Here is a 24301-nt window from a genome sequence, read left to right on the forward strand (position 1 = left end):
TTCTGCCCGCCGACCGAGTGAGGTTCAAGTCGCGCAAAGGCTTTTGGACCGGTGGTTTGAACCTATACTGAACGTCACATTCCCACCTGGAAAGCCAGTACGCGGCATGAGCTGATGCGTGTCCGATCTGAGCCGTTCTGGGTATCACTTGCTGAAGGCGTTCGTCCTCGGAGCGATAAGGAGCGATCATGAGAGAGCCAACCAATGGGTGCTCGGCGCTAAACCTCACTGTCCGGCTACCGCTGGCGCGGCTCATTCCGGAGCGTCGGCGCGCGGCCTGCTGGTTGTTGCTGGCGTTAGCCAGTTTTTCCAATGTCGTAGTTGCCCCGCCAGCATGCCCCGGAATTCACGTGACGATTCTGGACATCAGAAACAGCACCGGGGCGATAGCCTGTGCGCTGTTCGAATCCGCCGAGGGTTTCCCGGCTGAGGTTCTGCGCTTCGCAACGCATATCGCGATGATGGAAATTCGCGATACGCAGGCGCGCTGCAGCTTTCTGGATATTCTTCCTGGTACCTACGCCTTGGCCGTCATTCATGATGAGAACCGGGACGGCGAGCTTGCCAGGAACTGGCTGGGGATCCCCAGGGAAGGCTACGGTTTTTCAAGCGGTGCCAGAGCGTCATTGAGTGCGCCATCGTTCGAGGACGCGAGCTTCTCGTACGATGGGCAGAACCTGGATATGGCGATCAGACTGCATTACTGAGGTGGCGTCTTGAGCGCGGCAATCATGCTGGGGGAGCAGACGATCACCGCGACGCCTAGCGACGGCGGCGCTTGGCAGGCTGGACTAAAGGCTCAAAAGCCGCTGTGTCGTCGACATCGAAGTGGCCAGGGATTGCCCCGTGCGTTGCAGTTTATTCAGCAAGCTGGCCCCTAACCACAGCTGGTATAGGGTTTCGGCGAGTTGGCGGGGGTCGGTCTCGGGCAGACTTTTTTCCGCCTGTCCCTGCTCGATGCAGCTCGTAAGACGGGACACCACCTGCTCCGTGCCATCGCGCAACGTGAGGCGCATCGACTCCGACAGGTCAGCGACCTCGGCGCTCAGTTTTACCACCAGGCACTCGTCTCCCTGGTTTCCCTGCACGCAGCGGTCCTGCCAACCCTGCCAGTAGTCCATCAGCCGTTCGTAGGCTGTTAGCCCGGGTAACGTCAGGAGGCGCTCCATGTCGGCGAGGTAGCCGACAAAATAATCCTCAAGCAAGGCCTGGCCATACAGTTCCTTGGATTTGAAGTAGTGATAAAACGAGCCCTTGGGCACACCTGCGGTTTGCAGGATTTCGTTCAGGCCAACACTGGTGAAGCCTTTCTCGGCCATCATGCAGTGGCCGGTATCGAGCAAGTGTTGGCGTGTATCGTCGTAGGTCGGTTTCATGGGCTGCAAATTACCAGACAATAGACCAGTCGTATATTTCTCATGGAACGGGAGTTTGCCACAGTGGTCGGTTAAACACACAGTACTGAGAAATAACTAGACGACTGGTCTAATACATACCTATGCTGTGCGCCACTAATCCTTCCCAGGGTGACGAAGAAGCGCGAATTCGATCACACCTGTCCAACCCAGGGTGCTCTATGAAAATCTTGATGGTTCTGACATCACACGATCAACTTGGCAACACTGGCAATAAAACCGGTTTCTGGCTCGAGGAATTTGCCGCTCCCTATTACGCCTTCAAGGACGCTGGCGCGGACATCACGCTCGTCTCGCCGGCCGGCGGCCAGCCGCCGCTCGATCCGAAGAGCGATGAACCCGATGCACAGACCGCTGAGACCAAACGGTTTCGCAACGATTCCGAGGCTCAACAGGCGCTGGCAAACACTGGGCGCCTGGCGGATGTCAGTGCCGATGATTTCGATGCGGTGTTCTATCCTGGCGGACACGGTCCGCTCTGGGATCTGGCCGAGGACAAAGACTCCATCGCTCTGATTGAAGCCTTTGCGCGCAGCAATAAACCCCACGGTTTTGTCTGCCACGCGCCGGGCGTGCTGCGTCACGTGACGGCGGCAGACGGCAAACCGCTGATTCATGATCGTGAGGTGACCGGCTTCACCAACGGCGAAGAGGCTGCGGTGGGTCTCACGGATGTGGTGCCGTTCCTGATTGAAGACGAGTTCCAGCGCCTTGGCGCCCGGTACTCCAAGGCCGACGATTGGCAGGTGCACGTGGTGGCTGATGGGCAACTGGTCACCGGTCAGAATCCCGCCAGTTCCGCCGCTGCGGCTGAAAAGCTGTTGAAGATGCTGGCCTGACGTTATTTTCCTGAATTAGTCCTACACACTCCAACCGAACACCGTGCGCGTGTCGCACGGTGTTGTTTTTTCGCTCAACAAATAGTCGACTGGTCTAATACGTCCAGAGGCTGCATGTACCTACCAAGGCAGATCCGATGAACAACAGCAGTTTTTTTGAACCCGCAACACTTGGCCGCCACACTCTGAAAAATAGAATTGTGTTGCCGCCTCTCACTCGTCAGCGCAGCACCCAGCCGGGCAACGTAGCCAATGAACTGATGGCTGAGTACTACCAGCAACGTGCTGGCGCCGGTTTGCTTGTTACCGAAGGCACACAAATCGAACCGCGCGGCCAGGGTTATGCCTGGACGCCGGGCATCCATACCGTCGAGCAGATCGCCGGGTGACGTAAGGTGACCGAGGCTGTCCATGCGAAGGAGGGGGTGATCTTTGCCCAGCTCTGGCATGTCGGCCGTGTTTCCCACACCGCCCTGCAACCTCAAGGCGCGGCGCCGGTTTCGGCCTCCGCGATTGCCACCGACCGGGTCAGTGTGTTCATCGAGACCGCGCCCGGTGCCGGTGCACTGGTAGAGCCGTCGGCCCCCAGAGCCTTGACCACTGATGAGGTTCAGGAACTCGTACAACTCTATATCCAGGCTGCGCGTAATGCGATGGAAGCAGGATTCGATGGTATCGAACTGCATTGCGACAATGGCTATCTGGTTAACCAGTTCATTTCTGCCCACAGCAATCACCGTGAGGATCAGTACGGTGGCTCGCTGGACAACCGCCTGCGCTTTCTGCGGGAAGTAGTCGCCGGGGTCGCCGAGTGCATTGGCAAGGAGAAAGTCGGTGTGCGTTTCGCACCTCTGTTCACCACCACTGATGAGGCGCGGACCTACCTGGGCATGGTTGAGGAAGATCCGCACGCCACCTATATCGAAGCCATCAAGGTGCTTGAAGATGTCGGTATCGCTTATCTGTCCATCGCCGAAGCCGACTGGGACGATGCGCCAATGATGCCGGAAGATTTTCGGCGGGCGGTGCGTAGCACCTTCAGCGGCGCGATCATTTATGCAGGCCGCTACACCGCAGAATCGGGTGCGAAGTTGCTCGATTCAGGATTGGCAGACCTTGTGGCATTCGGCCGTCCCTTTATCGCTAACCCTGATCTGCCCGCACGCTTCGCCCATGACTGGCCGCTGAATCCGTTGAACCCGGCCACCATGTATGGCGGCAATGCCGAAGGCTATGTTGATTACCCTGTGCACAGCGAATAACGATGCGAAGCTGATCGGGCGCCGAAGGGCGGATCTTTATCCCCGCTTACGCCCGAACAGACGCCCCAACAGGCTTGGCTCTTCACCTTTGTACGCATCCAGCAGCGCGGTGGCATCGATATCGCGCTGCTCCGGATCGAAGGCGAGGGCGCGTTGCAGTGCTGGCCAGCAATGCGCTGGCAGGTTAGTGGGGCGTTGCAGGCTTTTGTCCTGCTCCATGGCCTTGGCTTGTCTGGCGGTCAGGCGGCTGAAAGGGTGAAGGCCGCTGCTCAGTTCATACAACACACAGGCCACCGCGTAGATATCTGCCGGGGCCGTCAAGGCTTCGCCGTTCAGGAGTTCCAGAGCGGCATATCGGGGCGTCCAGGCGGCGATACGCGAACGGCTGAGCCGGGGCAGGCTGGTCAGCAGGCCTTTGGTGGGCTGGCCAAGGCCATAGTCAAAAAGCCGTAAGCCATCGGCGGCGAGCATGACATTGCTGGGTTTCAGGTCGCCATGCAGCACGCCCAGGCTGTGCGAACATTTCAGGGCTTCAAGCAGAGGGATGGCAATGGATTGGCATTCGGCCCAGGGGAGGCCGTCAGGACGCTCAGTTAACAGCTGATCCAGCGTCGGGCCCTTGAGCAGTTCCATGGTCATGAACGCGCGTTGGCTCGGCGGATCGATGTCAAAGGCGTACAGCCGGATCACATTTGAATGCCGCAACCGGCTGGTCAGCGCGAATTCACTATAGAGCAGGGCGCTGGCGTCGGGGTACTGGGCGAATTCTTCGTTCAGCGCTTTCAGCGCGACATAGGGCTCTGGATCGCCGTATTGCTCACGCAGCAGATCGCGCGCACGGTACACCGCGCCCATTCCGCCAACGCCCAACAGCCGTTCGACCTTGTAGCGCTTGCAGAGCACTTCGGGTAATGCCGCAACCGGCGACGCCGGTCCGCTTTCGGAAAGTGCAGAGGGGGCACCGCCGACCATATGAGTCAGATCGGCGTCCTCGTCCATGAGGGGGGTATCCATACAGAGCTCCATCTCGTTAATGACGAATTACCACAGCGCTCAAGTTGTCGCGTGCAGGGCCACTCAAGGCCAAATCAAATAATTTCTGTAATGCCAGGCGGACTGAAGGCTGACTCAGCCCTCGGCCGATGGTATCGGTGGTCATCTCCTGGTAGAGGCCGTCGCTGCACAACAGCAGCGTGTCGCCGGGGTATACGGTGAACTCCACCAGGTCCAGTGTCAGGGTCTCGTTGGCACCCACTGCGCGGGTCAGCGCACGTGCTGAAGGATGCTGAGCCGCCTGAGCCGGCGTGAGCCGGCCTTCCTGTATCAGTTCTTCATAGAATGAGTGATCACGCGATAGCTGAAATAGCGTGCCGCCGCGCCAGAGATAACACCGGCTATCGCCCGCCCAGAGACACACCGCGTGGTCCCCTTCAATCAACAGCACAACCACAGTACTGCCAATGACCGGGTCTGGCTGCTCAGCGGTAACCGTGAGTTCCTGAGTGAGCCTGCGATTGAGCAGGTGCAGGCAACGTCGCACATCCTTGACCCGTTGATCCATGTTGTCGCGATGCGGCAGTTCCGCAAGGTGCTCAACGATGAGTCTGCTGGCAAGCGCGCCGTTCTGATGACCACCCATACCGTCGGCCACGGCCCAGAATCGCTTCTCGGGCTGCGCCAGAAAGGCATCCTCATTGCGCGCGCGGACCTTACCGGTATCGGTACGGCCAGCGCTGCGCCAGGAGCGGTCACCTGCCACCATCAGAGCCTCGCAGGCAGATTGAACGAGCGTAACGAACCGGTCTCGAAGGGGTTGGGCGAGCGCTGACTGTGTAACAGATAATTTGCCCGCAAACCGCTCAGGTCTGCCTTGAGCATCAGCACATCGCGCTCGGAGTGTTTACCGACTTCAACCTGATCCAACATGCGGAACAGTGACCAGGTCCCGCTCGCTTCGTCGAGACTCACCCGCCGTCCGCCTAGGTCTTCCAGCTGCAGGGTCACGCGACCGTCTTCTGTCAGCGTCGGCCATTGAAAGGCGGTCTGCATGATCGGGCCGTGACGGTATTCCATCTGCTGGCTGCCAAAGCGGAAACTGGCGCGGCCCAGGCTGGAGTCCAGTGAGTAGGGCTCCAGCTTGAACAGAATCTGTGGCTCGTTCGGGTTCTCGGCGAAGAAGCTTTTGCGGATAGTGAGGATGTTGCCCATTTGCGCAAGGAACTGTCGCGACATGGGCATGCCTCTGCCGTCAATCTGCCGAACCCGGTAGCTGCCGTTGGCATCGCTCAGGAAGGACTTCAGATAGCGCTCGTAGAAGCTGTCGGCGATGCCCTGCACTCTGAAAAACTCACGGAAGTCAGTCAGTGCCACGTCACTTTCGCTCTGCACATTGAATGGATAACGCTGATGCAGCGAATCGTTGTACGCCGCGTATAGCTCACTGCGGTAGCGCTGATTGAGGAAGCTGTGTGCATCCGCGAGCACCATCATCCAGCTATCCGCCGCCAGGGCCTCGAACCATTTGCCCACCGGCTGCGGCAGCGGGGCTGCGCTGGCGCGTACCTGGTTGATGGCGTCACGCCGACCATCCATGCGGGCCCTCGCCATGTCGAAAGCGGCCTGCTGCGGCACGCTGGCCTGGGCCAGACTGGTCAGTTGCAGCTGCAGCGCATCGAGTGCCTGCAGGCTGCTCGCCAGTTCCGGAGCGGGGCCACCGTTATTATCGAGTAACCGATGCAGCGGCTCGAAGCGGCGTTCCAAAGTCTTGCGCGCATCTTCGGCCTGCAGCAGGTTGACCTTGGCCTGCAACGAATCGGTGGTCTCCGGGGCTTCGCTGAAGGATGTGTTCTCCTTTACCTGAGAGAGCAGTTCGAGAATGGGAGAGTTGGAGGCGGTCAGTCTGGCCAGTTGCAGAGAACCCTGCGCGGTATCGCCGAGGGGTTCCAGGTGCAGCCTCGCCAGGGCGTCCGTCCAGTAGCCTGCGTAATCCTGGAAATACAGCTCCTCCATTTCAACCATCAGACGGTTCAGGTCATTGCGGCTCAGCGTGTCGCTGCCGCCCAGCACCCAGTTATCGCGCAGGATGTTCTTCACCAGATCCCCGCCCTGGGCCACGAACATGCTGTCGTAACCACGCTTGGTATAGAAGCCGGGGATGATGTTGTTACTGCTGGTCAGTAGCGCGGCCTGTGGCCCGAGGTGTTGTTCCAGCCGGTAGTCAGGCAGATTGCGTGCCTGTTCGCGCAGCATGCGGTAAACCACGGTGGCCAGTGATTCACTACGCAGTTGCTGGCGGGCGTCCGCGACCAGCCGGTTATCCAATGCGTAGGGCTTGAACGAGCCTTCCAGCAAGCGGCTGAAGTGCGCGCTGAGACCTTGCTGGGCGTCGCTGTTGCCTGGGTAGCGCAGCGACCAGTCGGCAGCCATCCACTCCTGCAGATACTTGGCGTCACGGCGACCTTCAAGGTTTAGCATCAGGTAGGCGCGCAGGCTGGCGAGAAGGCCTTCGCGGTTATCCAGACTGGCGCGGATTTGCTCTTCGATCTGCCGTGCCACCCGTGGCAGCAAGACGGATTCGAGATCATCCCGATAAGTCTCGTAGACGATACTGTTCACAGGCTCGCCCTGATACAGTCCGCCGCGCTGGAACCAGCCGACGTCTTCGCTGGGCGCAAACACCTGGGTAGAGGCGTAGCTTGTATCAAGCGTATCGAGGGTATCCAGCGCATCTTTTTCGTTCTGGGCTTGCTGGCGCTGGTCTTTTAGGTCCTGCGCCAGATCGCGCAGTTGTTCCAGGCGATCATGGTTATTTGAAAAGCTCACTGCCCAGCTCAGACCGAATACGGCGAGACATATCACGGCGGCTGCATACAACGAGCGCTGACCCCAACCGATGCGCTTGACCTCGCGGTCGTCCAGGCCGGCGAGCTCGGCTTCCGGGAAGATCACCCGGCTCATGAGATTGTGGATGAAGCGTGCTCGGCCATTACGGAAGGTTGGCAGGTCATTGCCAGCGGGCCCTAAATTGCGTCCGATACTGGCAGTGAGGGGGTCGAGACCATGCTGCAGCTCAGGCGCGCTGGTCAGGTAATAGCCGCGCAGTTGGCTGGCACGCTGGTAGCGGTTGCCGGCAAACGCCAGCTCGATGAACAGGCTCAGCGGCTCGCCGATCTGGCTCAACTGATGCGGGAAACCCATGATGCGGCCGCGGCGCTGATGATCGCGCTCCTGATGCATCCGCATGATGACCTGGCTGTTCAGCTGATGCAGCAGCTCTTCGAACTCGCGGCGTACTACCTGGGTATCGGTGCCGTCCTGTTCCTTGCGGAAACTGGTGCCGAACACCTGGTCACTGTCCTCACGGCTCAACTGATCGAAAAACTCGTCGAAGCCGGCAATGCGGTCAGCCTTGCTGAGCACCAGATATACAGGTACATCCACCCCGAGGCGTTGATTGATATCGTGCAGGCGCTGCCGGGTCTGCCGGGCAAGCACTTCCAGCTCCTGCTCGCTGGCCTGCAGTAGTTGTTCAACCGGGACATTCACCAGCACACCGTTGAGTGGGCGAGGGCGGCGTCGGCGCAACAGGCCGAGCAGGGTTTGCCAGCCCATGCCGTCGATATCTTCGGCCGGCTGGCTGAGGTAACGCCCCGCCGTGTCGATGAGGACCGCGTGTTCGGCGAAATACCAGTCGGCATAACGGGTGCCGTTAATGTCACGGGTCAGGCGCTGTTGGCCAGTCTGGTTAAGCGGGAACTCCAGACCGGAAAAATCCAGCAAGCTGGTTTTACCGCTGGCTTCCGGGCCAATCAGCAAATACCAGGGCAATTCGTTGCGCCAGCGCTCGCTGCGTCCCTGGTAGAGGTTTGAACGGCGCAGAGTGCGCAGGGCACTCTTGAAACGGCTATGCAGTTCAACCTGTTCTTCGACGATCAACCCTTCACGGCGCAGACGCTCCTGAGCGTCCTCATCGTCCTCGTCGGCTTTCTTCTGCTGGCCTGCTTTCCAGCTGAAGAACACCATCGACAAACCCCAGATCAAAAACAGCAGGCTGATGGTCACCAGTCGGCTGCTCGCCGATGCCCAGAACTTGTTGTCATTCACCGCCAGCAGAGGACCGACAAACCACACCAGTGCTGCCAGTGCGAGCACCAGACACAGGCTCAAGGCCCAGCCGCGGCGCAACACCTGTGGAAGACGCGATAGCTGGTTGATTCGCGCAAATCGGGTGAAGCGGAACAGTTGCGATTTCATGTCAGTTCATCCCTGAAAACGGCGTGATGATAGGTTCAGCATCCTGCTGTTCGAATGGCTGTAGCACGGCGCTGCGCTGTTCGCTGAGCACCCAGCTGAAGCCGGTGAACAGGGTGGCCAGACACACTGCGGTAAACAGCACGACCAGCCACCAGGGAACAATGCGAATCAGATTGCGGCGTGTATCCGTCAGGCCTTCCCAATGGGGGGAGATATCGCGGGGTATGTCGCCGCGGATCTGGTGGATCTGGCGATACAGACTGTCACGGATAACTTCCAGCTCCATCATGCCGCGGGGCATGACGCGGTACTTGCCTTCAAAACCGAGTGATATGCACAAGTACATCAACTCGAGCATGGCAAGGTGCTTGACCGGATTGCGTGATAGCCGCTCAAGCAGTTGAAAAAACTTCTCCCCGCCAAAGGTTTCGTTATGAAAGCTGCTGAGCAGGCTCATTTGTGACCACTCGCTTTCGTTGCCCCAGGGTGTGGTGACGATTGCTTCATCCAGGGCGGTGCAGATGACATAACGGGCGGCCATCACTTCGGTGCTTTCGGCGCCGCTTTGCAGCGCACGATGCTCAAACAACTTGATCTCGGCGCTGAGCCGGTCCTTGAGCGCGTGCAGGTCTTCGCGGTCATAGCTGTGCTTGAGTCGAACTACTTCTGACAGTAGGCCGGAGGCCATGGCAACCAGCGGATTGAGACTGAAGTTGTAGCTTTCGGCCGGGCGGATCCGCGCCGCGTAGATCATGCGCTGCTCAAGCTTCTCGTACTTCGGCGGGGCATCGAAATCGGTCAGCGGCGTTTGCGCCGGGAGGTTGCCGTTGCGGTTGAGAATGACGGTCTGGTCGTCCTGGCGGTAATCCATTTCGTTGTTCATGTTATTGATTCCTTATCGCCCAGAATTTCAACTCGAGAGCGGAGAACTCGCCCGACACGTGGAACGCGAAACCCCCGGAGCGCTCGAGTTGCGCCAGGTCTTCCGAACCGAGCTCCAGCGCAAAATAGGTTTTGCCGGAGTGGAAGGGGATCTGGCGCGGCGCGACCGGCAACGGCTTGACCTTGATGCCTGGCAGATGCAGGTTCACCAGCTGGCGTATCCGCTCTACCGGACCGATCTTCAGGTGGGCCGGCAGACGCTTGCGCAGTTCTTCCGAATCGCACTGCGCGCTGGCGGCCAGTACAAACGAGGCCGACGCCAATAGCTTGTGATCGTGCAGCGGGGAGACCTGAATACCGTACTGACGCTGCTGCATAGGCAGTTCGACGGCATGCTGTTCCAGCACCATCGACAGCACCTGACGGATGGCATCGAGCAGCTTGCGGAAACTCTGGCCCTGGTCGCTGTGCTGATAACGGCTGTCCAGACGCGGACGCTTGGTTTCGCTGGCGAAGGTCGACAGCTCGCCGAGCAGGCCGAGCAACTCCCGATAAATCTGCTCCGGGTGGATCTGCTCAATGCTCATGTAATGCCGCAGGATGGGCTCGTAGCGGTTGATCAGCTGTAGCATCATGAAGTCGCCAAACTCGGCGCTACCCACTTTGCCCGTGGCGCGGATGCGCTCACCGAGAATGTCGCCGCGATGGGCGAGCATGCTGATGGTTTCCTTCATGCACGACTGCAGGAAGCTACTGGCCTGAAAGTGGATGTAGGTCGGGACAAATTCCGTGTCGAGGCTGATAACGCCGTCGGGCGTGGTATCCAGCACGTCACAGAGCTTGAGTTTGACGCAGGCCTGGTCGCTCTGCTGTTCACCGAGCAGCAGCCGGAAATCCGGCAGGCCGCAACTGACCTGGCTGCTGCTGGTATCCCCCGCGTTGGAATCCGCTACCTCTGCGTCATAGGCGGTATAGCGGGCCAATACGTCTTTTTGTTCCGGGCGACGGGTTTCGACGTGGTTACCGGTGACCAGCGGCAACGCGAGATACACCGGCTTGTCGGAGGTATTAGCCGGGATATCCAGCGCCAACGGCTCGCGTTCGGCACCCAGATCGAACAGGCTGCCGTCAGGCAGTACGCCGCTGGCATGGCTGACTACCAGCTTGCCCATGCTGAGAAACTGGTTATCGATCTCCAGACTGAAGAACCCCCAGGGGTAAATATCCAAGCGCTGGGTGCGCGACTTGATCTGGTTGTCGAAATATCGATCATTTTGCTGGAAGTGCTGCGGGCGCAGCAGCATGCCTTCCTGCCAGACGACTTTCTGCGTACTCATGGCTCAGTCCCTACCCGTCGTGTCGCCCGCGCCCCGGATTCCGCGTTCGTCCAGATACAGCGAAACGTTATGTTTTTTCTTAGCGCGAAGTGGAATCACGGTCTGCCATTCGCCGCCGGACAAATCTCTATAAGCGGCCAGAATGCCGAGATAACGGCTATCTTCTGCCACCGAGAATTTCACGCTGCGGCGCTCGCCCGGACGCATTTCAAGTTCCTCCAGGCGGATGAAGTCCGGCGTGAGGGTTTCCCGGGGGTGCTGGTAAATGGAAAAGAAGTCAGCATTTTCAAAGGCAACCGGATGCTTGAGTTCAATCAGGTGCAACACCACCGGGGAGGGCCGACCGTTCAGATCCGGATTGAGCTTGTTGCTGCTCTCCAGAGAGAGATCAATTTTGGTTAGGCCTGAGCAGCCGCCGAGCAGGGCAAGGGCGGAAATCAGAGCAAGTGTGGCGAGGCGGGGCATGGGATTCATCCTTGAATATCGGTATTGAGGGTGGCAATAAGGCGGACTTGTTCTTCATAGGCCATGGCAAAGTCACGGGCAAACAGCCGCTTGCTCCATTCGTCATCGCGCTGCATGGAATGGTGCAGGCGGCTGTAATCGCGCCAGTTCCCACCGGCGGTGCGCAGCAATGATTTATTTTCGCTTTCGAAGCGCAGGGCAAGTTGCTCGGGTGCCAGTTGATCCAGTACCGCCTTCACCACGGCGCGGCTGGCTGAGATAAGGGCAACCTGGTGCGCTTGGATATCGCGAAAGGCCAGGCTGACTGCTCTGGATGCAGGCATTTGCCCCGGCTTGGGATTGCGTAGCATGCCGGTCAGGGCGTCGCTGGTTTCGCTGGCGTGTTTCAGCGGGTTGGTATCGGCACCCTGAACGGCAGTCAGCGCCAGCCGCATCTCACTCTTAAGATCGCTTCGGGTTTTTAGACTCTGCTGCAGCCCGGCAATGTTTTGCTTGAGGAGCTTGGCCGCGGCCAGCGCGAGCGCCTCTTTTTCCTCATCGCCCAGATCGTCCATGTTCACGCCCAGCGCATCGCTGTATTTCTCCCAGAAGCGCGAAGACATGCGGGAGGGTGGTGCTGCGGGCTCGGTCTGCGGTGGCGGGGTGGGTGCAGCGACCATCTCAGGCACCAACAGGCTTTCCATATCGATGCGTGCGTAGTCCTGTTGGGCGCCATGGTCGGGGGAAGGGATATCGAGCAGGTCCAGATCGCTTTTCTGTGCACTGGCACTTTCCTGTTGATCCAGCGCATTAAGCGGGTCCAGATCCAGGAATGCATCGTCCGGAATGATGCTGCCTGATGCTTCGGGGCGGCCGAGGTCTGTTTCGTAAATCGCAGGGTCCTGAATCAGGCGCGCACGGATCTCGAATTCGCCCAGAGAGTAGACGCTCCCATGCTCGATGCGATGGGGCGCGTTCTTCTGCAGGCGAGCGCCCGAATCCCTTATCAATATTCCATTGCTGCTGGTGTCGGTCAGATGAAAAGCACCATTTTCGAAGGTGACCAACGCATGGCGACCCGATACCACGCGCTTGCGGTCGGGGATAACCCAGTCGCAGCTGTCGGCCCGGCCGATAATGCCGCCGGCTTTCCTGAACGTCATGGTGGCGGGAAAACCAGCGGTAAATGGCTGGTCGCCGACCACATCGAATACCAATTCCATGGTGTCTTGCTCCTTACGCTTAATTGCTGCGCTCTACCGTTTGCGACTCACCGAGGGGGCGGTAGTCGTCATCATTGAATCTGTGGTTGCTGCACCCGGCGACGGCGATTCCCATTGCGAGCAAAAGTGCGGTCCGACGAGGTCTGACCGGAAGGCGCTGGCGGTAGCAGGAGGCCAGTCTGGATGCAGCCGGCGGTGATGTCCTGACGATGCTCTCGATAGATGGCATTACATCCGTGTTTCTAGCCAGACTCATGGCTGTACGTCCCTGTCAGGGGAGGCCAGGTTGGCCATCCCAAAGTATCCATTGCACGATGATTCGTGGAGGCCCAATAGTACTTTCTAAGCAACCCAAGCCATACTGAGCCAAGACGCCTGCAGCCCGAGCCTGCGACTCAGGTCGCAGATTCTAGACCCCGAGTCACTGCAATTGCCAAGGAGTACCGATATGCGACTTTTGGCCTTGGCTAACTCGATCTCTGTTAGATTTGTTGAGGTTGCAGGCAGGAAAAATAGAAAAAGTGCGTCCTTGGAATGTTGCTACTCCTTGTTGTTGCTTGGCTTGTTACCAGGAGTCAAAAGGGATGCCGAATTTATCCACATAAGCCTGCGACTCAGGCCTCAGCTTTGCGGCATATACGCCGTTCATTTCACCCAGGTAAGGGCCGCGGGTGACTATTTTTCCTTTAACTCGGGCGACTTCGATAGGTGCCAGACAGGGCCCGCCAACCCATGCTTTTGCTATGCCTCCTGGGGCTAGACCTATGGTTAGCATCTTGCGGTAATCAGTTATCCACTTTCCGTCTGCATTGCAGAAGGTTTTAGTGGGCTCCATCATCAGATCTCTGACTGGCTGCGGAATCTCGAAATAAACATCGTAGGTTTGGGGTTCGGCCAGCGACTGCCAGCGTACATAGATAAGTCTGGGAATTTTGGCTCCAATGACATGCTTGCCTGCGCCCATGCCGGGCCGGTTAGGCCAACCCTTAGGATCTCCCAGGTTTTCGGGTGGAGTCCGTATCGAGGCGAAGCCGCTCATGGCTTGTCGATATACACGTTCGTCAATATCCACCACATCTGCAGTTTCAATCCAGACCTCCATGTAGCTGGGAGCAAAGAAGCCTATAAACCAGGCATCATAAGGTAATGGTTTGCCGAACCCAGAGACGCAGCCGCTCATCACCAAGCCTGTCAGTAGCGTAATGAACCGGGTTTTAATCATGTATATACTCCATGCGCTTACCATTTTGGGCTGGACGGTTGATAAACAAAATGTCGAGGCTGCTGCTATTCCAGCCATTAGCGGCATTCCAATTGGCCGAGAGATGTATATAGCGTCTATACAATAAAGCCTCCTCTTCATCAGTTAACCGCAGTACCGCAATCTTCCCGCTTGCATAGTCCAAGATCTTTGCATAGATCGATTCCAGTTCCTGAGGCAAAGTAAGCTGTGGAATGGCCGGGATCTCATCCATGGGTGCCCCTTCCTGGACGGCTAACTCTCTCATGACGTAGAAGTAAACTAGAGATAGGGCTCCTGAAACTTCGCGTTCGCTTTTAATGGCACAGAAGACTTGCTTTTCCCGGTAAAGGTCGCGTCGCCGATTGTAGGGGAGGTCGATCGCCCAACTCTCAACGGAAATCCCGGTGCCATAACGCTGGAGATGGCTGAGGCTCTTGTTCATTTCAGCAACCGTCAGAGTGCATGCGTTGGCGTCTTCGTTAGGTGTAGTGCGTCTCACCCGACTGCTTCTAGGGCGACTTAGCAAAACTTTCTCTTGGGCCCGGGGCATATAGCCTCCGCCTATATCTGAATGTGCTCCAGGCACTACTAGGTCGGCTGAACCTGCGCTGTTCAAGGAAAAGTTGTGCCGGAGTTCATCACGCGCCACCAGTTGGACCACTTTCTTCGCAATGTCTGGTGCAAGCTTCAGGTCAAGTCCCGGGTTTCTGCTGTTGTGAGGGCTGAAATCCAACCCGCCAAGCGATACGATACCCGCGACGGTATCGAAAAGGCCGACAAATCCTATTCGTAGATCAGCGTTGAGACGCCAGCTGAAGGAAGGTGTCAAAGCAGATGAACCTGGCGGCAAGGCCGCGGCAAATAAACTGTCGCTGCCTTTTTTCAGTTCGTTGACAAAATCGCGGGCAGCGGCCGCGCCTCGACTAAAGCCGAAGACATCAAATTCGATGTGCTCGATCAGCACATTTGGATTCTGTTCAAAAAGTCTGCGTATGACGCTTAATATTTTGGTTGGACTTTCTTCAACCCTTGCGCGGACTCCAGTTCCGCCTTGACCTGTTCCTTGACTAAATATAGAGTCCGAACCCCCGCTGCGCGTGCCGATTCCTTCCAGATACACTTTCACGGATGCTTCTTGTACGTGGGGCTCGATTTCTGTACCGCTCTCATCCCGATAAAGACCATACAGTCGCGCCACATTAGTCAAATCGTTGCCGTAACTATTGTCAGGCGAGTTTCCCTGCCTATCAAATCCGTGACTGGCACAATGTTCGCGAATCTCTTCGGCTATATTTTCTAGGCCGACATCTTCGGCGCGGCACCCAGCGACGCTTTGGCTGTTTTCCTTGTTGTTGCCTGTGCCGTCAAAGAATACGCCGATTCTCAAGGTGATTAGCTGCGCTAGTGGCAGTTCAGTTTCCTCTTCTTCATCCTCGATCGTTTCGGCTTCGATGACAGGGGTAGCCCGCATATCAAGCTCTGGTTCAGGGAACCTGGCGAAAGAGGCAGGCTTCGCCAGAATGTGGCCTGGCTGGTCGGCCGCAGCAATGAAGGGTAGCGTTGCGCCCAGAACGCCAATCCCCGCTCCGTCGCCGGCGCTGCCCCCCGAGTTGATCTTGATGCTCCCACCATTTAGCGTCACGCCACTGGGATCAATCTTCAGGAAACTTCCTCCTCCCTTGGCGGTAAGCTCCAAGCCGGCGTCTAATACGACTGTGTCCCCAGCGTAATAGTGGATCTCATTCCCCGTCTCTATGAATAGGCCTGCCCCGACTTTCACATGCTGGGTCCCGCCGACTGTCAGGTGGTCATCTGCTTTGATTTCGGAGCGGCGGTCGCTGTGGGTGGTGTGGTGTTCTTCGGCAAGCAGTTCGGTGTAGCTGTTGGCTTCGACGCGGTTGTGGCGTTCGTGGCCGACGCGGATGCTCTGGTCGTGCTGGATGTTCTGCTCCCAGTCGCGCTGGGCGTGGATGAAAATCTGTTCCTGATCCTTTCTGTCTTCGATGCGTAGCTCATTGAAGCCGTCCCCGCCGGGGCTGCTTAAGGTTTTGAATACGGTGCGGGTTTTGTTCGCCGGTAGGTCATAGGGGACCTGATGTTCCTTGTGGTACAAGCATCCGGTCACCAGCGGCTGATCGGGGTCACCTTCGAGAAAGGAAACAAGCACTTCCATACCAACGCGTGGAATGGCGATGCCGCCATAGCGGTCGCCGGACCAGCTGCTGGCAACGCGCAACCAGCAGCTGGTCTTGTCATTGGCCTGGCCGTGACGGTCCCAATGGAACTGGACCTTGATACGGCCGTATTGATCGCAATGGATCTCTTCGCCTTGCGGGCCGGTCACGACGGCGGTCTGGTTACCCAGCACCTGGGGTTTTGTGTGTTCTAGCTGTGGGCGGTACGGCACATCCCAGGGCGTGGCGGTGAAACGGTTGCGGTAGCCCTGCGTAAATCCATCGGCGGCAGTGACGTCACTGGTGACCGACTCTTCCAGCACCTGTGGCTGCTTGCCTTCGTGATGAATCCCGGTGAGCAGCCAGAGATCGTTCCAGCTGTCACGGCTGTGGTTGGCGAGCGGAAGAAAATGGCCGGAAATCAGTAGAGGCTGGTCGCTGGAGCCTTCGGCCAGGCGGTAGTCACTGCGGTGACGTTCTAGGCCACGCTGGGCCAGATGCTTGCCCCGCTCGCGGTCGGTGAAACGGCCAGGATAATCATAATCTTCCAGGTCCGGAACGGCAGTACCGCGGGCGGCGCTTTCGAGTTGCAGGCGCGGTTTTTCGAAATCGTAATCGCGGCGGGTGACACGGCTGGGCCGGGTTTCCAGGCGCAGGGCGAAGCGCTTGATGACTAGCTCATCCGCCACCATGCCGTTGCCCTGTTCGAAACGGGTCGGTGCCAGCTTGGGAAAGGATGTCTGATCATCGCCAAAGACGATGGTGTGACTCTCGCCGGTGTGTTCGAAGTGGTAATGGATGCCTTCTTCTTCACACAAGCGCTGCAGGAAATGCAGATCGGTCTCGTCGTACTGGGTGCAGTAGTCCCGTTCGGGGTACTGACTGCCCAACTGAAAACGGTAGGTGTTGCCTTGGATGCCGTGCTCTTCGAGCAGCTGCGCGATGATATGCGGTACTGAGAGATGCTGGAGAATGCGCTGATTAGTGCGGTGCGTGAGGTAGGCCAGTTGCGGTACCAGCGTGATGCGATAGCGCGTTAGCCGCTTGCCGGCTTCGCCCTGGGCGATAGTGTGAATCAGACCATGCACGCCAGTGCCATCGGCGGCAAAAGCCAGAAAGGCGGGCTTGTGCAGGAAGCTTTCGATGTCCAGATCAGGGATTTCGCTGACCAGATCCAGTTCGAAGCGATAGGGTTGGCACAGGGCTTCGTGGCCGGTGAACTCAAGCACCTTGAAGTCGGGCTCGGTGGCTTCGATGGTCAGGTTGAAGTGCGCTTCATTGCCTGGACTGAACATGGATTCTCTCCTTGGTTTTGAGCTCGGCAGGGTTGATGTTCAGCCGTTGCATGCGGTACAGCAGGGTGCGCCGCGGCAGGCCCAGTTCGCTGGCGGCGCTGGTCTGGTTGCCCTGGTTCTTGCGCAGGCAATCCATCAGCAGGTTGCGCTCAACCTGTTCCAGGCGTTCACGCAGGTTCAAAACATTTTGGGTCGGTTCGCTGGGTTGCAGGTTGAAATGCTCGGGTAACAGCAGGTTGCCCTCGCAGAGCAGTACCGCGCGCTCGACCAGCCCTTTGAGTTCACGCACGTTGCCTGGAAATGCGTAGGCGGCAATCTGTTGCAGAGCGGTGTCTGACCAGTCGCAGGGGTCGCGTTGCAGGAAGGTGCATGCCTTGTCTGTGAAGTGCCGGGCCAGGCGCAGAATGTCTTCGCTGCGCTCGCGCAACGGCGGCAGTTCGATAGGGAAATGCGAAAGCCGGTAGAACAGGTCCTCTCGAAATCGGCCCTGATCGGCCAGCGCTCGCAGGTCGCAATGGGTCGCGGCGAGGATGCGTACATCGACCTTGTGTGTTTCGTTGCTGCCCAGCGGGCGGACTTCGCCTTCCTGTAATACGCGCAACAGTTTGGCTTGCAACGTCAGCGGCATATCGCCGATTTCATCGAGAAACAGGGTGCCGCCGTCCGCTTCATCAAACAGTCCCTTACGGTCCCGATCCGCACCGGTGAAGGCACCCTTGCGGTAGCCGAACAGCTCGCTCTCGAGCAGGTTCTCCGGCAGGGAGGCGCAGTTCTGCACCACGAAGGGTTTGCTGCGCCGGAAGCCGCACTCATGGATTGCGCGGGCTACCAGTTCCTTACCCGTGCCGGTCTCGCCGGTCAGCATGACGTTAACCGGGTTATGCAGTACTTTGCTGATCAGTTTGTATACGGCGCGCATACGCGGGCTATCGCCGATCAGGCCGTAACCACTGGCGCAGGGCAGGCTGTCCTGTACCGCGCTGGTCTGGTCGGGCCGCTGCACACCGAGGCGATGCAATACGTGCAGCTGCGCCAATATGCAATTGCCCAACAGTGCCAGTGAATCGGTGAAGCGTTTCAGGTCGCAGGCGCTGCGACTGGCGACCAACAACAGGCCGCCGACTTGCTTGTGCTCGTTGCGCAGCGGGAGGCACAGCAAGCCGCGCCAGGCGTCAGGCGTCCACGGCAGGAAGTTGATGTCATGGATACTGCGATCCAGTCCAGCGAGGGACACGACCTGGTTCTGGCACAGGCTGTATTGCAACAGTTGTTCCGCGTGGTAGTCGCTGGGCAGGCTGGAGGAGGCAACTGATTGTCTTGAGCCGTCCAGCCATTCGGCGGTCAGGTACAGTCGGGTATGGGTTTCGTCCAGCAGGTACAGCTGACTCAGCTCGCAACCGGCCAGCTCGGCGGCCGCTTCGACCAAACCATCCAGCAGGGCGCCGCGATTGGCTCGACCGCTGAGATCGGCAAGTCGCTCGAGCAGGGCTTCCGCATACTGCAGCGGCTGCTGGATCTGGCTGAACATGGCCGAAGCCTCAGGCGAATTCACAGCTGACGGCTCCTTGCTCGTTGATCGTGGCATGAACCCTGCGCAGTGTTTCGCCTGATGCCATGGCCTCGAGCAGACGGTCCACCGCAAGGGGTTGCAGATGCCTGTCGATAAGGTGATCAATCAGTCGGGCCCCGCTGTCGCTGCTGCCACAGCGCAAAGCGAAATGGTCTACCAGTTTGTCGCAGTGAGTGAATGCGAGCTGGCGCCGCTGCAGGCGTTCGCCGAAGCGCGCCAGCTTGAGCGTGATCAGCTCCTGCAGCACATCTCCATCGACCGGGAAGTAGGGCACGATTGTCATGCGCGCCAGCAATGCCGGCTTGAAGTGGTGACTCAAGGCTGGGCGAATGGCTTGCTCCAGATCTGCAGCCGAGGGGCGCTGATTCTGGGTGCAGAGGCTGGCAATGCGATCGCTGGCGAGGTTAGAGGTCATCAGGATCAGCGTATTGCGGAAGTTGATTTCCCGGCCTTCGCCATCATTGGCCACGCCCTTGTCGAAGATCTGGTAGAAGACATTGAGCACGTCCGGGTCGGCCTTTTCGACCTCGTCGAGCAAGATTACGGAGTAGGGTTTTTGTCTGACGGCCTCGGTCAGCATGCCGCCTTCGCCATATCCGACATAGCCAGGTGGCGCGCCCAGCAGGCGCGAAACGCTGTGCTTTTCCTGAAACTCTGACATGTTGATGGTGGTGAGGAAGCGTTCGCCGCCATACAGCAGGTCAGCCAATGCCAGTGCTGTTTCGGTTTTGCCTACGCCGCTGGGACCTACCAGCAGAAAGACACCCGCCGGGGCGTCGGGCTTGTTGAGCCCGGCTGCGCTGGCGCGCATGGCTCTGTCCAGGGCCTGCACGGCTTGTTCCTGACCGCGCACCCGCGCCCGAAGGTCCTCGGCAAAAGCAGTGACGCTGGCGTTATGTTCGCGGGCCAGTTGTGACAGCGGAATGCCTGTCCAGTGGCTGATGACTTCGGCCACCAGGCGCGGACACACCTCATGGCTGACCAGTCGTTCGTTGGCCTGCGCCTCGATTAGCCCCTGACGGGTGTCGCGCAGGGCATCGTCCAGCTGGCTGACGGATTCATCCATTGGCTGGGTCGCATCAGCATTTTCAGCGGTGAGCTGCGCGCGTTGATTACTCAGATCGAGCAAACGTTCGGCCAGATCGCGCTGGGTTTCCCAGCGTGCGGTCAGCTCGCTCAATTGGCTCGCAGCTTCGTGCAGTCGGGTCTCGAGCTGATCAAAGGCGTCACCATCGATGCTTAGTCCGGCTTCGTAATCGCGGCGCAGGGCGGTCCGCTGACGCTCACCTTCGGCGATCTCACCACGCAACTGTTCAACGGCTTCGGGCGCTGCTGCCAGACCTATGCGTACACGCGCACAGGCGGTATCGAGCACATCGACCGCCTTGTCTGGAAGCTGTCGGCCGGCGAGATAGCGGGCGGACAATTCAGCCGCCGCGACAACGGCATCGTCTCGCAGGTAGATGCCATGGCTGCGCTCGTAGACCGGAGCCAGGCCGCGCAGAATAGTGACTGCCTCGGCCACGGTTGGCTCATGTAGCTGCACGGGCTGGAAGCGGCGGGCGAGCGCCGGGTCCTTTTCGAAATACTTTTTGTACTCGCTCCAGGTGGTGGCGGCGATGGTGCGCAGTTCGCCGCGTGCCAGGGCTGGTTTGAGCAGATTTGCTGCATCGTTGCTGCCAGCCTGGCCACCCGCGCCAATCATGCTATGCGCTTCATCGATAAACAAAATGACCGGCTTGGCTGAGGCTTTGACCTCGTCGATCACTCCCTGCAGACGGCGCTCGAATTCACCTTTGACGCTCGCGCCGGCTTGCAGTAATCCGAGGTCGAGACACAACAGTTCCACGCCCCTGAGCGCATCGGGCACTTCACCTGCAACGATGCGCAATGCCAGGCCTTCGACGATGGCGGTCTTGCCGACTCCGGCTTCACCCACCACGATTGGGTTGTTCTTGCGGCGCCGGGCCAGGATGTCGATCATCTGGCGAATGGCGGCATCACGGCACAACACCGGATCCAGTTTGCCGTCCCGGGCCTGTTGCGTGAAGTTGTGAGTGAAGCGACCCAGTGCGGATTCGGCGGTGCGGGCCGGGCAAGTCGTAGTATCGGTGGACTGTTCGGAGAGAGCGAAGCTGAGCAGTTGGTCAATATTCAATTGTGCGAGAAACGGTTGGTAGCGACTGCCGGCGTAGCGTAACGGATTGCGTAGCAGTGCCAGCAGCAGGGCGGCCTGGTCGATCTCGCCGCTGCCCAATTCCAGATTTGCCGCCAGCAACGCATCCTGCAGCCATTGCACCAGCTCCACGGAGAAGACCGGGTTGCCCGACTCGCTTGGCTGGGTTCGGATAGTCAGTGCCTGGGCCAGATCGGCTGCTTCCAGGTTCGCTTCCTGCAGCGCGCGCATCAGCAGGCTGTCGGGACGTTCCAGCAGGCCGAGTAATACATCCTCGACCAGCACCTGGGTGCCGCCGCGTACCACGCAGCGTTGAGCGGCACCTTCCAGGTCGGCGCGGCTTGCTGCATCGAGTGTCTTGACCAGTTTTTGCAGGTCTACGTTGATCATGTTCATCGTCCTTAATGAGTCTGTCCGGCGAGCGTGACAATCGCGTCGGCGTTTTCCAGCCCCAGCCAGCTGGTCCATCCCAGCCGGCATGGGTTTTCTGCGCCCAGGCGCAGGTCTCGTATATCTTCCTTGCGTAACTGCAATTGGATGTCGTAGGCCAGCGGGTCTCTCAGGGTGAAGCGCACCAGCGCGCAGAGCGGCTGATAGCCCGGACCCACCGGCAGAAATTCCTGGAAGCGGTCCCAGCTCAGCTGGCGTATATGCACCCGGAATTTTCCGCTGCGGTCGCGCACGCTGTCGCCCAATACCAGACTGGAGCCCAACGTACTGTTGGCGCGTCCAAGCTGGTTACGCTGTTCGGGCAGAATGTCCACGCGGCGTTCCAGGCATTGCTCGATGCGCAGATCCGGGTGCTTGAAGTAATAACGCAGCACCGATTCGATCAGGGCCGCAGACTGCGCGCGCATACTCAGCAGGCCAAGGTAGGGCAGCAGCCGCTTCCAGTTGAGCTCGGTAGCGCTGCGAATGTTGTCGCCGCCGAGCCCCATCAGGGCAAACAGGCGGGCGGAAAACGGGTCTTGAGCGCCGGCAGTAAACCGCGCGCGGTAACGGTATTTCTGCCAGATCGGCAGCATCAGTCTCTGCAGGCGGTTGTTGAATAGGTCCAGAAACACGCGCGTCGGGTTGCCCTCGGGCGTTTCGCCCAATGCCTGTTCGCCATAGAAGGCCGGAATCGGTGATCCGGCGCCGAACAGACTGACCATGTTCACGCACAGGATGGCGCGCAGCTGCCCATTCTCGGTGAAGAACTCAACGCTTTGAATATCGCTGCCGGGGAAGCCCATGCTTGGGTGCGCACGGAATTCGAGCAATTCGTACAGCGTTTCGTCATCCAGTTGTGGATGCGCCTGGCGCAGCTGATCTAGCACCAGGAGGACGCCCTGAAACAGGCTGTACTCGCGGATACTCCGGCCTGGCAGGTTGTTCAAAGCAGGGGCTGCTGCCCCATGCGCGGCGTCCATTGGTACACTTCTCCCTGTGTGCTTTTGACGACCAGCTCGTGATAGGAATTCAGGCTGGCATAGAGTGCAAAGAACTCATTCAGTATTGAGGCAAATACAAATAGATCGCCTTCACCCAGATAGCCTTCCGGATCCATGAGCAGTTCCGTGCGCACACCTCGAACCGGCAACCCGCGATGCAAGCGGTCGACGTGGCTGTGGCCGATATGTTTGAGGCCGCCCAGCAGACGTTGGCTGACCTTGGCTGCATGCTTGTCGTAATGGCGCGGCAGGTCATAGGTTTCGAGGATCACCTTGAGCGCCTCGACGTTGGCCAGCGACAGGTAATTCAGTGACATATTGCTGATCAGCTTCCAGAGGAAATCCTCGTGCAAGGGCGGCGCATAGCACGGCGTCACGGCGCTGATATTACGGAACGTGAGAAATTCCGGCGTTTCCTCGCTGGGCAGGCAGATGTCACCAAGCGCCAACTGGCGTGGCAGATTCTGGTTGGTGCAGGTCAGCTCGATGGACAGGGTTTCGTGTTGGTCAACCTGGCGCAGCCCGAAGCTGAGGTAGGTATCCTGGCTATCGCCGAGCAGCGAAGGTTGCTGCCGCAGGCTGTAGTGGGGGCGGGCCTGAGCCACATCGAAGCTGGTGTCGTGTTCGAATGACTCGAACGGCACGTATTCCTCGTAGCCCATGCCGCCTGGCTTCCAGCCGGTCACCCGGTCCACGGAAAACACCCCGCATTGACTGCTGCCATAGTCGGCTGGGCGCAGCAGATACTGATCCTGGCGGCCGTCGAGGCGAATGGGAGTGGCGTCATGACTGAACAGGTTGACTACCGGTGTGCAGTACAGGCGAACGTTATCCAGGGTAGGGCGGATGCGTTGCAGGCTTGATTTGCGGATATCGAACCGCAACTCTATACCGCGCACCTGTTTGAGTACGTCTGCAGGCAACTGGCGGATTCGCTCCAGACCGCCCACATCAACAAACAGAAACTTCTCCTGAAACGCAAAGTACTCCTGCAGGTAGCGATAGCCGCGGAAGGTATTCAAAGGGTATGGGATCAGCGCCTGATCCTCGGCAAAGCCGATCGGCGTGACCTGCTCCGCGCCGATATGCAGGCTGGCCAATGGCATGCCGTTGGCGTCGGTGATGGGTTTGCCAGCCTTGTCCAGTAGTACCAGGCTGATGCCCTGAAGGTGGCGCAGCAGGCTCAGATATAACATCTGGCTGATATACCGCTCGCCCGCCAGATGCAGCCGCAGACTGCGCATATTCAGATCGCCGAGGTGGCCGTCTGCGGTCATGTTCAGTCGCAGATTGAGCAGCGCTCCGTCACCTTTGACTGAGTAGTCCAGCTGGCTCAGCGCCAGGGGCATGACCTCGGTCGCATAGGCGGTACGGAATTGGCAGGTCACCCCGTCGATGGGGCGCGACTCAACCGGCGTGTCGCGCGCGACCATCAGCGCCGGTCCGGATCGCTTCAACGGATCGAATTGCAGCATGCTGAAGGCTGGTAGTGGCCGCATGTAGTTTGGCCACAACAGATGCATCAGCGAATGCGTGAGTTCTGGCAGTTCATCGTCGAGCTTCTGCCGCAGACGTCCCGTGAGAAAAGCGAAGCCTTCAAGCAGCCGCTCGACATCCGGATCTCGACCGCTCTGCCCGAGGAACGGTGCCAGTGCCGGGCTGCGCTCGGCGAAGCGCTTGCCCTGCTGGCGCAGCGCGGACAGCTCGCTCTGGTAGTAATGGTTGAATGACACGGATCAGTCCTTTGAAAAGAAG

The 24301-nt window shown here is 58.9% G+C and carries 16 protein-coding genes and 1 pseudogene; 3 read left to right on the forward strand and 14 right to left on the reverse strand.

Features of this window, described 5'->3' with window-relative positions; genetic code table 11:
• The first annotated feature begins 188 nt into the window (after window positions 1–188).
• Window positions 189–707 carry a DUF2141 domain-containing protein gene (locus FHK95_RS08860; protein ID WP_150304248.1) on the forward strand — a complete coding sequence of 173 codons (519 nt, stop codon included), beginning with the start codon at window positions 189–191 and terminating at the stop codon, window positions 705–707.
• Between the two features lie 84 nt (window positions 708–791).
• Here the strand turns inward: FHK95_RS08860 and FHK95_RS08865 are convergent, their stop codons facing one another.
• Window positions 792–1376: a TetR/AcrR family transcriptional regulator gene (locus FHK95_RS08865; protein WP_150304249.1), complete on the reverse strand. Its 585-nt coding sequence runs from the start codon at window positions 1374–1376 to the stop codon at window positions 792–794.
• 200 nt (window positions 1377–1576) lie between these two features.
• Between FHK95_RS08865 and FHK95_RS08870 the strand changes: the two genes are divergently transcribed.
• Both FHK95_RS08870 and FHK95_RS08875 read left to right on the forward strand, forming a co-directional pair.
• Window positions 1577–2254 (forward strand): type 1 glutamine amidotransferase domain-containing protein, encoded by a 678-nt coding sequence (locus FHK95_RS08870; RefSeq protein WP_150304250.1) that lies wholly within the window; start codon window positions 1577–1579, stop codon window positions 2252–2254.
• Between the two features lie 137 nt (window positions 2255–2391).
• A pseudogene (locus tag FHK95_RS08875) lies at window positions 2392–3516 on the forward strand (alkene reductase).
• Between the two features lie 36 nt (window positions 3517–3552).
• Here FHK95_RS08875 and FHK95_RS08880 read toward each other — a convergent pair.
• The 13 genes from FHK95_RS08880 to tssF all read right to left on the reverse strand — a co-directional run bounded on the left by FHK95_RS08880 (window position 3553) and on the right by tssF (window position 24279).
• The gene (locus tag FHK95_RS08880; protein ID WP_235906750.1) at window positions 3553–4488 is read right to left on the reverse strand and encodes a serine/threonine-protein kinase; all 936 of its coding nucleotides are present in this window, start codon (window positions 4486–4488) and stop codon (window positions 3553–3555) included.
• A 58-nt stretch (window positions 4489–4546) separates the two neighbouring features.
• Window positions 4547–5278 (reverse strand): PP2C family protein-serine/threonine phosphatase, encoded by a 732-nt coding sequence (locus tag FHK95_RS08885; RefSeq protein ID WP_150304252.1) that lies wholly within the window; start codon window positions 5276–5278, stop codon window positions 4547–4549.
• Window positions 5278–8769 carry a type VI secretion system membrane subunit TssM gene (gene tssM, locus FHK95_RS08890; protein WP_150304253.1) on the reverse strand — a complete coding sequence of 1164 codons (3492 nt, stop codon included), beginning with the start codon at window positions 8767–8769 and terminating at the stop codon, window positions 5278–5280. Before tssM ends, FHK95_RS08885 begins: the two co-directional genes overlap by 1 nt.
• A 1-nt stretch (window position 8770) precedes the next feature.
• Window positions 8771–9652: a type IVB secretion system protein IcmH/DotU gene (gene icmH, locus FHK95_RS08895; RefSeq protein WP_150304254.1), complete on the reverse strand. Its 882-nt coding sequence runs from the start codon at window positions 9650–9652 to the stop codon at window positions 8771–8773.
• Between the two features lies 1 nt (window position 9653).
• Window positions 9654–10988: a type VI secretion system baseplate subunit TssK gene (gene tssK, locus FHK95_RS08900; RefSeq protein ID WP_150304255.1), complete on the reverse strand. Its 1335-nt coding sequence runs from the start codon at window positions 10986–10988 to the stop codon at window positions 9654–9656.
• 3 nt (window positions 10989–10991) lie between these two features.
• Window positions 10992–11453: a type VI secretion system lipoprotein TssJ gene (tssJ, locus tag FHK95_RS08905; RefSeq protein ID WP_150304256.1), complete on the reverse strand. Its 462-nt coding sequence runs from the start codon at window positions 11451–11453 to the stop codon at window positions 10992–10994.
• Between the two features lie 5 nt (window positions 11454–11458).
• On the reverse strand, window positions 11459–12655 hold the full coding sequence (tagH, locus tag FHK95_RS08910) for a type VI secretion system-associated FHA domain protein TagH (protein ID WP_150304257.1): 1197 nt from the start codon (window positions 12653–12655) through the stop codon (window positions 11459–11461).
• A gap of 565 nt (window positions 12656–13220) precedes the next feature.
• The gene (locus tag FHK95_RS08920; protein WP_150304259.1) at window positions 13221–13877 is read right to left on the reverse strand and encodes a DUF2931 family protein; all 657 of its coding nucleotides are present in this window, start codon (window positions 13875–13877) and stop codon (window positions 13221–13223) included.
• Entirely contained in the window at window positions 13870–17367 is a 3498-nt protein-coding gene (tssI, locus tag FHK95_RS08925) for a type VI secretion system tip protein TssI/VgrG (RefSeq protein WP_150304260.1), read from the reverse strand. The genes FHK95_RS08920 and tssI overlap by 8 nt, the downstream gene beginning before the upstream one ends.
• Window positions 17348–18895 (reverse strand): sigma-54 interaction domain-containing protein, encoded by a 1548-nt coding sequence (locus tag FHK95_RS08930; protein ID WP_150304329.1) that lies wholly within the window; start codon window positions 18893–18895, stop codon window positions 17348–17350. The genes tssI and FHK95_RS08930 overlap by 20 nt, the downstream gene beginning before the upstream one ends.
• Window positions 18896–18905: 10 nt before the next feature.
• Window positions 18906–21509 (reverse strand): type VI secretion system ATPase TssH, encoded by a 2604-nt coding sequence (tssH, locus tag FHK95_RS08935; RefSeq protein WP_178114749.1) that lies wholly within the window; start codon window positions 21507–21509, stop codon window positions 18906–18908.
• Between the two features lie 5 nt (window positions 21510–21514).
• The gene (gene tssG, locus FHK95_RS08940) at window positions 21515–22525 is read right to left on the reverse strand and encodes a type VI secretion system baseplate subunit TssG (protein ID WP_150304262.1); all 1011 of its coding nucleotides are present in this window, start codon (window positions 22523–22525) and stop codon (window positions 21515–21517) included.
• Window positions 22489–24279 (reverse strand): type VI secretion system baseplate subunit TssF, encoded by a 1791-nt coding sequence (tssF, locus tag FHK95_RS08945; RefSeq protein ID WP_150304263.1) that lies wholly within the window; start codon window positions 24277–24279, stop codon window positions 22489–22491. Before tssF ends, tssG begins: the two co-directional genes overlap by 37 nt.
• Window positions 24280–24301: the final 22 nt, after the last annotated feature.

Source organism: Pseudomonas saliphila, assembly GCF_008638345.1.
GTDB lineage: Bacteria > Pseudomonadota > Gammaproteobacteria > Pseudomonadales > Pseudomonadaceae > Halopseudomonas > Halopseudomonas saliphila.

What these genes read in the sequence shown, in the direction of transcription:
- FHK95_RS08860 (WP_150304248.1), top strand. Translation starts at nt 189, where the DNA reads ATGAGAGAGCCAACCAATGGGTGCTCGGCGCTAAACCTCACTGTCCGG.
- FHK95_RS08865 (WP_150304249.1), bottom strand. Translation starts at nt 1,376, where the DNA reads ATGAAACCGACCTACGACGATACACGCCAACACTTGCTCGATACCGGC.
- FHK95_RS08870 (WP_150304250.1), top strand. Translation starts at nt 1,577, where the DNA reads ATGAAAATCTTGATGGTTCTGACATCACACGATCAACTTGGCAACACT.
- FHK95_RS08880 (WP_235906750.1), bottom strand. Translation starts at nt 4,488, where the DNA reads ATGGTCGGCGGTGCCCCCTCTGCACTTTCCGAAAGCGGACCGGCGTCG.
- FHK95_RS08885 (WP_150304252.1), bottom strand. Translation starts at nt 5,278, where the DNA reads ATGGTGGCAGGTGACCGCTCCTGGCGCAGCGCTGGCCGTACCGATACC.
- tssM (WP_150304253.1), bottom strand. Translation starts at nt 8,769, where the DNA reads ATGAAATCGCAACTGTTCCGCTTCACCCGATTTGCGCGAATCAACCAG.
- icmH (WP_150304254.1), bottom strand. Translation starts at nt 9,652, where the DNA reads ATGAACAACGAAATGGATTACCGCCAGGACGACCAGACCGTCATTCTC.
- tssK (WP_150304255.1), bottom strand. Translation starts at nt 10,988, where the DNA reads ATGAGTACGCAGAAAGTCGTCTGGCAGGAAGGCATGCTGCTGCGCCCG.
- tssJ (WP_150304256.1), bottom strand. Translation starts at nt 11,453, where the DNA reads ATGCCCCGCCTCGCCACACTTGCTCTGATTTCCGCCCTTGCCCTGCTC.
- tagH (WP_150304257.1), bottom strand. Translation starts at nt 12,655, where the DNA reads ATGGAATTGGTATTCGATGTGGTCGGCGACCAGCCATTTACCGCTGGT.
- FHK95_RS08920 (WP_150304259.1), bottom strand. Translation starts at nt 13,877, where the DNA reads ATGATTAAAACCCGGTTCATTACGCTACTGACAGGCTTGGTGATGAGC.
- tssI (WP_150304260.1), bottom strand. Translation starts at nt 17,367, where the DNA reads ATGTTCAGTCCAGGCAATGAAGCGCACTTCAACCTGACCATCGAAGCC.
- FHK95_RS08930 (WP_150304329.1), bottom strand. Translation starts at nt 18,895, where the DNA reads ATGTTCAGCCAGATCCAGCAGCCGCTGCAGTATGCGGAAGCCCTGCTC.
- tssH (WP_178114749.1), bottom strand. Translation starts at nt 21,509, where the DNA reads ATGAACATGATCAACGTAGACCTGCAAAAACTGGTCAAGACACTCGAT.
- tssG (WP_150304262.1), bottom strand. Translation starts at nt 22,525, where the DNA reads ATGGACGCCGCGCATGGGGCAGCAGCCCCTGCTTTGAACAACCTGCCA.